The sequence below is a fragment of the Pigmentiphaga sp. YJ18 genome (assembly GCF_038066655.1).
Taxonomy (GTDB): Bacteria; Pseudomonadota; Gammaproteobacteria; order Burkholderiales; family Burkholderiaceae_B; genus Pigmentiphaga.
Genome location: NZ_JBBUKU010000005.1, coordinates 15,706 through 27,959, shown reverse-complemented (window position 1 = coordinate 27,959; position 12,254 = coordinate 15,706). Strand labels below are relative to the sequence as shown.

The 12,254-nt window shown below is 68.3% G+C and carries 12 protein-coding genes; 9 read left to right on the top strand and 3 right to left on the bottom strand.

Annotated elements, in window-relative coordinates:
* The first annotated feature begins 52 nt into the window (after positions 1-52).
* From WKR98_RS25080 to WKR98_RS25045, 8 genes are all read left to right on the top strand, one after another.
* Positions 53-2,131 carry an ATP-dependent helicase gene (locus WKR98_RS25080; protein WP_341434971.1) on the top strand — a complete coding sequence of 693 codons (2,079 nt, stop codon included), beginning with the start codon at positions 53-55 and terminating at the stop codon, positions 2,129-2,131.
* A gap of 115 nt (positions 2,132-2,246) precedes the next feature.
* Positions 2,247-4,640, top strand: coding sequence for a bifunctional salicylyl-CoA 5-hydroxylase/oxidoreductase (locus WKR98_RS25075; RefSeq protein ID WP_341434970.1), 2,394 nt, complete (start codon positions 2,247-2,249; stop codon positions 4,638-4,640).
* A 127-nt stretch (positions 4,641-4,767) separates the two neighbouring features.
* A complete protein-coding gene (locus WKR98_RS25070) occupies positions 4,768-5,541 on the top strand; it encodes an SDR family NAD(P)-dependent oxidoreductase (RefSeq protein ID WP_341434969.1) in 774 nt (257 codons plus the stop codon).
* Positions 5,542-5,551: 10 nt separating this feature from the next.
* On the top strand, positions 5,552-6,091 hold the full coding sequence (locus WKR98_RS25065) for a MarR family winged helix-turn-helix transcriptional regulator (protein ID WP_124688892.1): 540 nt from the start codon (positions 5,552-5,554) through the stop codon (positions 6,089-6,091).
* Positions 6,092-6,108: 17 nt separating this feature from the next.
* On the top strand, positions 6,109-6,963 hold the full coding sequence (locus WKR98_RS25060; RefSeq protein WP_341434968.1) for an enoyl-CoA hydratase family protein: 855 nt from the start codon (positions 6,109-6,111) through the stop codon (positions 6,961-6,963).
* Between the two features lie 106 nt (positions 6,964-7,069).
* Complete coding sequence (locus WKR98_RS25055) at positions 7,070-8,302, top strand: acyl-CoA dehydrogenase family protein (RefSeq protein WP_341434967.1); 1,233 nt, start codon at positions 7,070-7,072, stop codon at positions 8,300-8,302.
* Positions 8,303-8,335: 33 nt separating this feature from the next.
* The gene (locus WKR98_RS25050) at positions 8,336-8,728 is read left to right on the top strand and encodes a RidA family protein (RefSeq protein WP_124692289.1); all 393 of its coding nucleotides are present in this window, start codon (positions 8,336-8,338) and stop codon (positions 8,726-8,728) included.
* Between the two features lie 76 nt (positions 8,729-8,804).
* Positions 8,805-9,005, top strand: coding sequence for a hypothetical protein (locus WKR98_RS25045; protein ID WP_124688895.1), 201 nt, complete (start codon positions 8,805-8,807; stop codon positions 9,003-9,005).
* A 10-nt stretch (positions 9,006-9,015) separates the two neighbouring features.
* Here the strand turns inward: WKR98_RS25045 and WKR98_RS25040 are convergent, their stop codons facing one another.
* Together WKR98_RS25040 and WKR98_RS25035 are read right to left on the bottom strand one after the other, a co-directional pair.
* Complete coding sequence (locus WKR98_RS25040) at positions 9,016-9,324, bottom strand: hypothetical protein (protein ID WP_124688896.1); 309 nt, start codon at positions 9,322-9,324, stop codon at positions 9,016-9,018.
* Between the two features lie 38 nt (positions 9,325-9,362).
* On the bottom strand, positions 9,363-10,277 hold the full coding sequence (locus WKR98_RS25035; RefSeq protein WP_341434966.1) for a YihY/virulence factor BrkB family protein: 915 nt from the start codon (positions 10,275-10,277) through the stop codon (positions 9,363-9,365).
* A 188-nt stretch (positions 10,278-10,465) separates the two neighbouring features.
* Here WKR98_RS25035 and WKR98_RS25030 point away from each other — a divergent pair, with 188 nt between their 5' ends.
* Positions 10,466-11,194: an OmpW/AlkL family protein gene (locus WKR98_RS25030; protein ID WP_341434965.1), complete on the top strand. Its 729-nt coding sequence runs from the start codon at positions 10,466-10,468 to the stop codon at positions 11,192-11,194.
* Between the two features lie 12 nt (positions 11,195-11,206).
* Here the strand turns inward: WKR98_RS25030 and WKR98_RS25025 are convergent, their stop codons facing one another.
* Positions 11,207-12,172, bottom strand: coding sequence for a Bug family tripartite tricarboxylate transporter substrate binding protein (locus WKR98_RS25025; RefSeq protein WP_341434964.1), 966 nt, complete (start codon positions 12,170-12,172; stop codon positions 11,207-11,209).
* Positions 12,173-12,254 lie beyond the last annotated feature (82 nt).

Sequence of the window (12,254 nt, the reverse complement as noted above, 5' to 3'; positions counted from 1 at the left end):
AGGAAGGGAACGGGCGTTTATACTGGATGAATATACAGTCTTCCCGCGTCCCATGTCACACGTTCCCGACACGCCGGCCCACGATCCCTGGGCCGACCTGAATCCCCGCCAGCGCGAAGCCGTCGAGTACGGCACCGGCGCCGACGCCGATCGCTGCGGGCCGCTGCTGGTCATCGCCGGCGCGGGCTCGGGCAAGACCAGCACGCTGGCCCACCGGGTGGCCAACCTGGTCCTGAAAGGCGCCGACCCGCACCGGATCCTGCTGCTGACGTTCTCGCGCCGCGCCGCCATCGAAATGGAGCGCCGAGCGGGCCGGGTGATGCAGGCCGTGCTGGGCATGGGCGGGCAGCCGCCGTCGCTGCCGTGGGCCGGCACCTTCCACGCCATCGGCGCGCGGCTGCTGCGCGACTACGCGTCGCGCATCGGCCTGTCCGAGGCCTTCACCATCCACGACCGCGGCGATGCCGAGGACCTGATGGGTTTCGCGCGTCACGAGCTGGGGTTCTCGGGCGCCAAGTCCCGCTTTCCCCTGAAGGGCACCTGCCTGGCCATCTATTCGCGCGCGGTCAACAGCCAGGCGCCGCTGGACGGCGTGCTGGCCCGGCACTTCCCCTGGTGCGCGCAGTGGGAAGAGCAGCTGAAGACGCTGTTCGGCGCCTACGTGCAGGCCAAGCAGGACCAGCACGTGCTGGACTACGATGACCTGCTGCTGTACTGGGCCGAGATGACCAAGGAGCCCGCCATCGCCGCCGAACTGGGCGCCACCTTCGACCACGTGCTGGTCGACGAATACCAGGACACCAACCGCCTGCAGGCGGAGATCCTGCTGGCCATGAAGCCGGACGGCCGCGGCCTGACGGTGGTGGGGGACGATGCCCAGTCCATCTATTCGTTCCGCGCGGCCACCGTGCGCAACATCCTGGATTTTCCCTCGCAGTTCTCGCGGCCCGCGCACGTCGTCACGCTGGACCGCAACTACCGCTCGACCCAGCCCATCCTGGACGCCTCCAATGCCGTCATCGCCGAGGCGCCCGAGCGCCACGCCAAACAGCTCTGGACCGATCGCGCCTCGGCGCAGCGGCCGCAACTGGTCTACGTCAGCGACGAGCCGGGGCAGGCCAGATGGGTGGCGGACCAGATCCTGGCGCGGCGCGAGACCGGCGTGCGGCTGATGTCGCAGGCGGTGCTGTTCCGCTCGGCCAGCCACAGCGCCGGGCTGGAACTGGAGCTTACCCGCCGCAATATCCCCTTCGTCAAGTTCGGCGGCCTGAAATTCCTCGAGGCCGCGCACGTGAAGGACGTGCTGGCCCTGCTGCGCTGGGCGGCCAATCCGCTGGGCCGCCTGTCGGGCTTTCGGGTGGCCCAGTTGATGCCCGGTATCGGCCCGGCCAATGCCGCGCGCCTGCTCGATGCCATGGCCGGGTCCGCGCAGGCGGTGCAGGCTCTGGCCGGTTTTTCCCCGCCGGCCGCCGCGGCGGAGGACTGGAAGACTTTCGCCGATACCTTCGTGGCGCTGAGCGACCCCGGCCTGGCCTGGCCCGCGCACCTGGACCTCGCGCTGCGGTGGTACGGCCCGCATCTGCAGCGGCTGTACGACGACGCGGTCGTGCGCCAGGCGGACCTGGACCAACTGGCGCGCATCGCCGGCACCTATGGATCGCGCGAGCAGTTCCTGACCGAGCTGACCCTGGATCCGCCCGACGCCACCAGCGCGCAGTCGGGGCAGCCGCTGCTGGACGAGGACTACCTCATCCTGTCCACCATCCATTCGGCCAAGGGACAGGAGTGGAAGGCCGTCTACGTGCTGAACGTGGTCGACGGCTGCATTCCGTCGGACATGAGCACCGGCGACGCCGACGAGATCGAAGAGGAACGGCGCCTGCTGTACGTGGCCATGACCCGCGCCAAGGAAGACCTGCAACTGGTGGTGCCGCAGCGGTTCTATGTACACCAGCAAAGCGGCATGGGCGACCGCCACGTCTACGGCACGCGCAGCCGTTTCATCCCGGAGCGCATGCTGCCGCTGTTCGAGATCCTGCCCAAGGCCAGGCAGGGGGCGCCGGCCGCCGCGCCGGCCCAGCCAGCCGTCCGCGTGGACATCGCCAGCCGCATGCGCAACGCCTGGCGCTAGGCCCAAAATGCTTGACGCAAAAATATTTTAAGTATGAAATAATAGCCACCAGGCAGGCGGATACGCGTGTTCCGCCGCCATTTTTCCAGCCGTCGAGCCGGCCAGCGGAGGATCCATGAATATCGCGTGCATCGGAGGAGGGCCCGCCGGGCTGTATTTCGCGCTGCTGATGAAGAAGCGGGATCCATCATCCCGCATAGTCGTCATCGAGCGCAACCGTCCTTACGATACCTTCGGCTGGGGCGTGGTCTTCTCGGACCAGACGCTGGGCAACCTGGTGCAGGCCGACGAAACCACCGCGCGCCGCATCCTCCAGTCCTTCAACCACTGGGACGACATCGACGTCCATTTCAAGGGACGCACCATTACCTCGGGCGGCCACGGCTTCTGCGGCATCGGCCGCAAGCGCCTGCTGAACATCCTGCAGGACCGCTGCGTGGAACTGGGCGTCGAACTGGTGTTCGAGACCGAGGTGGACGACGACCAGGAAGTGGCCCGCCGCTACGGGGCAGACCTGGTCATCGCCTGCGACGGCCTGAACAGCAAGGTCCGCAAGCGCTATGAAGAAGTCTTCAAGCCGGACATCGAGACCCGCGACTGCCGGTTCGTCTGGCTGGGCACCAAGAAACTGTTCCCGGCCTTCACCTTCGCGTTCGAGGAAACCGAGCACGGCTGGTTCCAGGCGCATGCCTACCAATACGACGGCGATACCTCCACCTTCATCATCGAGACCCCCGACGAGGTCTGGCAGCGCGCCGGCATCGACAAGATGAGCCAGTCCGAGGCCATCGCCTTCTGCGAAAAACTCTTCGCCAAATACCTGGACGGCCAGCCGCTGCTGAGCAATTCGCCCCACCTGCGCGGTTCGGCGAACTGGATCCGTTTCCCGCGCATCGTCTGCGGCAGCTGGGTCCACTGGAACGACATCGACGGCAAGCGCGTGCCGGTTGTGCTGATGGGCGACGCGGCCCACTCGGCGCATTTCTCCATCGGCTCCGGCACCAAGCTGGCGCTCGAGGACGCGATCGAGCTGGCGCGCTGCTTCGACACCTACCAGGGGCAGGACCTCGAGGGCGTGATGGCCGGCTACGAGGCGGTGCGGGCCATCGAGGTGCTCAAGATCCAGAGCTCGGCGCGCAATTCCATGGAGTGGTTCGAGAACGTCGACCGCTACGTCGACATGGAGCCCGAGCAGTTCGCCTATTCCATGCTGACGCGCAGCCAGCGCCTGTCGCACGAGAACCTGCGGCTGCGCGACGCATCCTATGTCGAAGGCTACGAGCGCTGGTTCGCGCGCAGGGCGTTCGCGGCGGCCGGCCTGGCCGAGGCCCCCGAGCCGCGCGGCAAGCCCATCCCCCCCATGCTGACGCCGCTGCGCGTGCGCGACCTGGTCCTGAAGAACCGTATCGTCATGTCGCCCATGGCCCAGTATTCGGCGGTGGGCGGCACGGTGGGCGACTTCCACATGGTGCACCTGGGCAGCCGCGCGATGGGCGGGGCCGCGATGGTCGTCGCCGAGATGACCTGCGTGTCGGCCGACGCGCGCATCACGCCAGGGTGCCCCGGGCTCTACCGTCCCGAGCACACCGAGGCCTGGAAGCGCATCGTCGATTTCGTGCACGAGCATACCGATGCCCGGATCGCCGTGCAGATCGGGCACGCCGGGCCCAAGGGTTCGACCAAGCTGGCCTGGGAAGGCACGGACCTGCCGCTGGAGTCCGGCAACTGGCCGCTCATCGCCGCGTCCGAGGAACAATACCTGGCCGGCGTGTCGCAGGTGGCCCGCGCGGCCACGCATGACGACATGCGCCGCATCCTGGGCGATTTCGTGCATGCCACGCTCGAGGCCGAGAAGGCCGGATTCGATTGGCTGGAACTGCACTGCGCCCACGGCTACCTGCTGTCCACCTTCATTTCGCCGCTGACCAACCGCCGCACGGACGAGTACGGCGGCAGCCTGGAGAACCGCTGCCGCTATCCGCTCGAGGTCTTCGCCGCGATGCGCGCGGTATGGCCCGCGCACAAGCCCATGAGCGTGCGCATCTCGGCGCACGACTGGGTCGAGGGCGGGATCACGCCCGACGACGCGGTCGAGATCGCCCGGCTCTTCAAGGCCGCCGGCGCCGACATGATCGATTGCTCGTCAGGGCAGGTCAGCAAGCGCGAGCAACCGGTGTATGGACGCATGTTCCAGACGCCGTTCGCCGACCGCGTCCGCAACGAGGCCGAGATCCGGACCATCGCGGTGGGCGCCATTTTTGAAGCCGACCACGTCAATGGCATCATCGCGGCGGGGCGCGCCGACCTGTGCGCGCTGGCCCGGCCGCACCTGGCCAATCCGGCGTGGACGCTGCTGGAATCGGCGAAGATGGGATGGGACGTGGAGTGGCCCAGGCAGTACTACGCGGGTCGCCTGCAACTGGAGCGCAACCTGGAACGCGAACGCCAGGTGGCGGCGGCCACGCAAGGTATGTCGCCCCGCGAAATCGCCGCACGCCTGTTGGAGTAAGGAAGGGACCACCCCCTACGCCCTTCGGGCGCCCCCTCAAGGGGGCGGCACTGGCGGACCGGCAAAGCCGGATCCGCGGTGCCCTGGGTCTGGGCATGAGTCATACGATGGAGTGGTGACATAGCTCATGGATCAATTGAACGGAAAGCATGCGCTGGTGACCGGCGGCGCGCGGGGCATAGGCCTCGCCATCGCTCGCGAACTGCTGCGCCAGGGGGCCGCGGTCACGCTGACGGGCCGCGACCCGGCCGCGCTGGATGGCGCGGTGGCGGCGCTGGCGCCGTTGGGCGCCGCGCGTCGGGTGCGGATGGACGTGGCCGAATCGGCCTCGGTCGAGCAGGGCATGGCCGAAGCCGTGCGCGCGGCGGGGCGTATCGACATCCTCGTCAACAACGCCGGCCAGGCGGAATCGGCGTCCGTGGGCAAGACCGACGACGCCTTGTGGACGCGCATGCTGGCGGTCAACCTGAGCGGAAGCTTCTATTGCTCGCGCGCGGTCCTTCCCGGCATGCTGGAAGCCGGCTGGGGGCGCATCGTCAACGTGGCCAGCACCGCCGGCCTGATCGGCTATACCTACACGGCGGCCTATTGCGCCTCCAAGCACGGCGTCGTCGGGTTGACGCGCGCGATGGCGCTGGAGGTCGCCACCAAGGGGGTCACGGTCAACGCCGTGTGCCCGGGCTTTACCGAAACCGATCTGGGCCGCGAGGCCATCGCCAACATATCCGCCCGCACCGGCCGCAGCCAGGCCGAGGCCACGGCGGCGCTGGCCGCGTTCAATCCGCAGAAGCGGCTGGTGCAACCCGACGAAGTGGCCAACGCCGCCGTCTGGCTGTGCCTGCCGGCCTCGGCCGCGATGAACGGCCAGGCCATCGCGGTCGCGGGCGGCGAAGTCACTTGAAGGAGTAACGATGGCTCGCAAGCCCATCGATGAAAGCGGCACCGGCGCGGGACGCGAGCCCGCGCCGGTGCTCGACCTGGAAGCCCGGCTGACGGAAGACCACCACCAGTCGCTGGTGTTGTGGCTGCGCATGCTGTCCTGCACGGTGCGCATCGAGACCGAGATCCGGTCGCGCCTGCGCGCCGATTTCGACATCACGCTGCCGCGCTTCGATCTCATGGCCCAGCTCGAGCGCCACCCCGAGGGACTGCGCATGGGCGAGCTGTCGCAGCGCATGATGGTGACCGGCGGCAACGTCACCGGCATCACCGACCAGCTCGAGGAAGAAAAGCTGGTGGTGCGCGAGCCCTCGCCGGAAGACCGGCGCGCCTTCGTGGTCAAGCTCACGCCGTCCGGACGCAAGGCCTTCGCGAAGATGGCGGCCGTGCACGAGCAGTGGATCGTCGAGCTGTTCTCGACCCTGCCCGCGGCGTCCAAGGACACGCTGATCGAACTGCTGTCGCAATTGAAACAGGGGCTGACCGACCGGTCGCCCGCCGAACGCAAATAGAACGGGGGATGACGACCATGCGCCATGTTCATGGGGAAAGACAGATGCTGCACGGCGGCCGTACCGTCATGGCCGACTACGAGGCCCGGCATTTCTCGCTGCAGGTACGCGACGCGGTCGCCATCGTCACGCTCGACCGTCCCGAGCGCAAGAATCCGCTCACCTTCGACTCCTATGCCGAGCTGCGCGATTTCTTCCGCGCGCTGGCCTATGCCGACGACATCCGCACGGTGGTGGTGCAAGGCGCTGGCGGCAACTTCTGCTCCGGCGGCGACGTGCACGACATCATCGGCCCGCTCACCCGCCTGGACATGCCGTCGCTGCTGGCTTTCACACGGATGACGGGCGACCTGGTGAAGGCCATGCGCGCCTGCCCGCAACCCATCGTGGCGGCGGTGGACGGCGTGTGCGCGGGCGCGGGCGCCATCCTGGCGATGGCCTCGGACATGCGCCTGGGCACCGCGCGCAGCAAGACGGCTTTCCTGTTCACCCGCGTCGGCCTGGCCGGCTGCGACATGGGCGCGTGCGCGCTGCTGCCGCGCGTGATCGGACAGGGCAGGGCGTCCGAATTGCTGTACACCGGCCGCTCGATGGGGGGCGACGAAGGTGAGCGCTGGGGCTTCTTCAACCGCCTGTGCGAACCGGACGCCTTGTCCGGCCAGGCCTACGAACTGGCGGCCAGCCTGGCGCAGGGGCCGATGTTCGCTCACGCGATGACCAAGCGCATGCTGCACCAGGAATGGAACATGGGCATCGAGCAGGCCATCGAGTCCGAAGCGCAGGCGCAGGCCATCTGCATGGCCACCAATGATTTCCACCGCGCCTATCACGCCTTCGTGGCGAAACAGCGCCCGATCTTCGAAGGGGACTGAAGGAGAGGTCCCCCCTACGCGCTGACGCGCGCCCCCAGGGGGCGGCACTGGCGGACCGGCGGAGCCGGATCCGCTGTGCCCTGGAAAGTTACTCAGTGGAGCTGGTATGAGTGAAGCATCGAATTCGAACCGCGCGCAGGCTCATCCGCTGGGGCAGCCCGGCGGCGTGGCGGCGCGGGCGCAGCACCTGGCCTGGCCGTTCTTCGAACTGCGGCACCAGGAACTGGTGGCGGAGCTGGACCCCTGGGCGGCGCGGCGGGTGGCGCATGCGCATGGCGGGGATACCGATGCGACCTGCCGCGGGCTGGTGCGCGCGCTGGGCGAGGACGGGTGGCTGCGGTATGCCGTGGCGGGGTTGGAGCATGGCGGGCTGACCGACACCATCGACACCCGCGCCGTCTGCCTGATCCGCGAGACGCTGGCCTATCACGACGGGCTGGCGGATTTTTCCTTCGCCATGCAGGGCCTGGGGTCGGGCGCGATCAGCCTGTTCGGCACCGGCGACCAGCGCGCGCGCTACCTGCCGCGCGTGGCCGCCGGCCAGGCCATCGCCGCTTTCGCGCTGTCCGAACCCGAGGCGGGCTCGGACGTGGCCGCGATGGCCTGCGCGGCCACGCTGGATGGTTCGCACTATGTGCTGGACGGCAGCAAGACCTGGATCTCGAATGGCGGCATCGCCGACTTCTACGTGGTGTTCGTGCGGACCGGCGAGGCGCCGGGGGCGCGCGGCATCACCGCGCTGGTGGTCGATGCCGATACCCCCGGGCTGGAGATCGCCGAGCGCATCGACGTGATCGCGCCGCACCCGCTGGCGCGGCTGCGCTTTGCCGGCTGCCGCGTGCCGGTGTCCCAGCGGCTGGGCGAGCCGGGGCAGGGCTTCAAGGTCGCGATGGCTACGCTGGATGTCTTTCGCACCTCGGTGGCGGCCGCGGCGCTGGGCTTCGCCCGCCGCGCCCTGGACGAGGCGCTGGCACGCGCGACCTCGCGCCGCATGTTCGGCCAGACGCTGGCCGACTTCCAGTTGACCCAGGCGAAGCTGGCCGAGATGGCCACCGGCGTCGATGCCGCGGCGCTGTTGACCTACCGGGCGGCCTGGATGCGCGACGGCGGCGCGCGCATCACCAAGGAGGCGGCCATGGCCAAGATGACCGCCACCGAGACCGCGCAGCGCGTGATCGACGCGGCGGTGCAGATGTTCGGCGGGCAGGGTGTGGTCAGCGGCGAGACGGTCGAACGCCTGTATCGCGAGATCCGCGCGCTGCGCATCTACGAAGGCGCCACCGAAGTCCAGCAATTGATCATCGCCCGCGAACTGCTGCGCGCGGCGGGCGCGGCCTGAAGAACGACGAAAGGAGAACCCATGGCACCGAACATCGAAATCCTGCAGCCGGCCGGATGGCCCCGCCCCCGCGGCTACAGCAACGGCCTGGCCGCCCGCGGCAAGCAGGTCTTCATCAGCGGGATGATAGGCTGGGAGCCCGACGGCGTGTTCCGCGCCAAGGACTTCGCCGGCCAGGTCCGGCAGGCGCTGGCCAATATCGTCGAAGTGCTGGCCGAAGCCGGCGCGGGGCCCGAGCACATCGTGCGCATGACCTGGTACGTGCTGGACAAGCGGGTCTACGTCGCATCCTACGAGGACATCGGCAAGGCCTATCGCGAGATCATCGGCCGCCATTTCCCCGCGATGACGGCGGTGCAGGTGGCCGGCCTGGTCGAGGACGAGGCCCAGGTCGAGATCGAGGTGACGGCGGTCATCCCGGACTGACCGCGTCCGGGTCGCGCGGCGCGGGGGGGATGGGTATCATTTCAGGTATGGACGTTCGCACACACGGAGAGCCATCGTGAAAGACACCCCTCACAGCCTCAAGCCCGGGTACTACTGGTATTTCATCGACACCGACCCGCCGTCTGTCATCCACATCCACGACACGGGCGCGGCCAGCCTGATGGGCACCGACTACGAGGTGCCGCCCGAAGACGTGGCGGAAATGATCTCGCGCGGCGAGACCTTCGTCTGGATCGATCCGCCGCTGGTGCCCTAGCCAGAGGGTTTCAGTGCCATACGCCGGCCTCGACGAAGATGTGCCGGCTGGCTTCCAGCAGCTCGGCGCGGGGCGCGCCCAGCTTGATGGCTTCGCCCACCTGCAGCGGCACGTACTTGGTGGCCGACACCAGCACCGGCTGTCCGGCCGGCTGGCCCGGCCAGCTCAGGGCCAGGCAGTGCTGGTGATGCGGCTTCTCGCCTTCATACTTGGCCACCACGACGCCGCTGCGCAGCTCGATGGCGGTGCCCGCATGATGGTCGATCTCGAACTGAGGCAGACTGCCCAGGAACCTGATGTAGGGATGCAGCGCGGCCATCGTCGTCTCTCCCGCGTACCGGGTAGGCCTATCCTACTTCAACGGGGGATTTCGTCCAATGCCTGCGCAATGCGGCGCTTGCCCTTGCCGAAGGTGTCGGCGTATTGCCGCGTGAAAGCGGCGCCGAAGAAGAATATCTGCGCCGAATAATAGATCCACAGGATCAGCGCGATGACCGAACCGGCCACGCCGTAGGACGACGCCACGCTGCCGTGCCCCAGGTACAGGCCGATGACGCCCTTGCCGATCAGGAACAGCACGGCCGTCATCAGCGCGCCCGGCACGACCTCCCGCCAGGGGATGCGGACGCTGGGCAGCAGCTTGAACACCACCGCGAACAGCGCCGTGACCACGGCGAAGGAAAACAGGTTGGACGCCAGCAGCGCCGCCGTCGAAAACACCGACTCGGCCCAGAAGGCGTGCCAGTATTCCTGCAGGGCGGCCAGCGCGGCGTTGACGGCCAGCGAGATCAGCAGGAACAGGGCCAGGACCAGCACCAGGCCGAACGACAGCAGCCGGCCGCGGACCAGGGCCCAGATGCCGGACGTCCTGGACGACGGCACGTCCCACAACTCGTCCAGGCTTTCTTTCAGTTCCGAGAAGGCCGTGGTCGCGCTGAACATCAGCAGCACGGTCGAGATCAGGGCGGCCGCCCAGCCCTTGTCCGATTGCTGGGCGCTGGCCAGGACGGTCTGGATGGCCTCGGCTCCCTGGCGCCCCGTCAGCGAGCCGATCTGGCTGACGAGCTGGTTGCGCACGGCATCCTCGCCGAAGAAGGTGCCCGCGATGGCGATGACCAGCAGCAGGATGGGCGCGAGCGAGAACACCATGTACAGGGCCAGCGCCGCGCCCTTGCTGGCGGCGCGGTGCTCGGACCACCGGCGCGCGGTGTCCCACAGCAGCGCGACGATGAGCACGCGGCGCAGACGGTCCAGGTAAGAGCCCAGGGGCATGGCGGCGGCACCTCCGTCGGAACGGCATGGCTACATTCTGGGCGTGGGGCCGCGCAGCGTCAGCATCCGAAAACAAACCGACGCAAATGTAGATTTTGCTAACGCATTGCCGATGTGCGACCATCGCCCGGTCAAATGTGCATTCGTGCATTCCCGCCCGCGCTACCAGAACCTCAGGAGACAACATCATGAAGCCGCGCGCCCTGCTGGCCGTGCTCGGGACCTTGTGCGCTTCGGCGGTCCATGCGCAAAGCGCCGGATCCAGCGTCATCGGCGTGGGCTGGGTGCGTGTCATGCCCCAGGATTCGAGCAAGCCGCTCACCATCGTCGCGCCGGGCGCGCTGGCCGGGCCGGTGCCCAATACCGGATCGTCGCTGGAAAGCGCGGACACCCTGGGCCTGACCTACACGCGCTTCCTGACCGACCATATCGCGGCCGAACTGGTCCTGGGCGTGCCGCCCCGGTTCAGGCTGAACGGCGCGCAGGCGCTGGCGCCCGTGGGCGAACTGGGCTCCGCCCGCCAGTGGAGCCCGGGGATGGTGTTCAAGTATTTCTTCGGGGATGCCGACAGCGCCTTTCGTCCCTTCATCGGCGCCGGGCTGAGCTACATCTGGTATTCGGACGTGCGCCTGACCGGCGGCTTCCAGCGCGCGGTATCGGTAACGGTTACCCGCAACGCCAATCCCGATCTCAGGACCGAGGCCAAGGTCGACAGCAAGTGGGCGCCCATGCTGAACGTCGGGGCGGCCTACCAGATCGACAGGCACTGGGGCGCCTTGCTGTCGGTGTCCTACCTGCCGCTCAAGACCCGTGCCCACCTGCGCACCTACGGCACGCCGGTGGGCACGGTCGAGAGCCAGTCGGACCTGAAGATCAACCCCATCGTGGGGATGCTGGCCGTTACCTATCGCTTTTGAACGGCCCGGGCGTCAGTCCTGCGCGCTGAAGCCGGTCTGGGCCACGATGTCGCGCCAGCGCGCGATTTCGCTGCGGGTGTAGCCGGCCAGCGCGTCGTGCCCGGCATAGGCCGGATTCACGCCTTGCTCCACCAGCTTGCGTTGGACCTCGGGGTCTTTCATGACCTGGCCCACGGCCTCGTCCAGCTTGTTCACCACGGCGGCGGGCGTGCCCTGGGGGGCATACAGCCCGTACCAGCCGGTGGCGTTCACGTCGGGGTAGCCCGCCTCGGTCATGGTCGGGACCTCGGGGGCGGCCGGCTGCCTGCGCACCCCGGTCACGGCCAGGATCTTCAGCTTGCCGCCCCGGGCCAGTTGCTGGGCGACCTGCAGGACCACGAAGCCGAACTGCACCTGGCCGCCCACGAGGTCGGTCACCAGCGGCGCCGAGCCCTTGTAGGGAACGTGCTGCATGTCCAGTTGCGCCTTGCGGTTGAACATGTCGCCGGCGAACTGCGACGGCGACGCGGCCCCGAACGATCCGTACGAGTACTTGCCGCGCCCGGCCCGCAGCCAGGAAACGAGCTCGCCCAGCGAGGCCGCCGGCACGCTGGCCGGGGTGGCCAGGGCCAGCTCGAAATCCACCAGCCGCGCCACGGCGGTGAAGTCCTTGACGGGGTCGTAGGGCAGTTTCTTGAAGGTGACGGGATTGACCGCCATGGTCTGGGCAAAGCCCATCAGCAGCGTGTAGCCGTCGGCCGGGGCCTTGGCGACGGCGGCCGAGCCGATGAAGCCGTTGGCGCCGGCCTTGTTCTCGATGATGACCGGCTGCCCCAGGCGCGCGCGCAGCTTGTCGGTAACCATACGGGCGACGACGTCGGGCGTGCCGCCCGCCGGGCCCGGCACCACCAGCGTGATGGGGCGGGAAGGATAGGTTTCGGCCTGCGCGGCGGTGGCCGCCAGCAGGCAGGAGATCGTCAGGATGGCGTGGCGGAACATGATTTCCCTCTTTGCTGCGAACCTCTCATCCTAAGGGCCGGGCAGCGGGGCCGGGTAATGAAAATCCCCGGCGGGGATATGC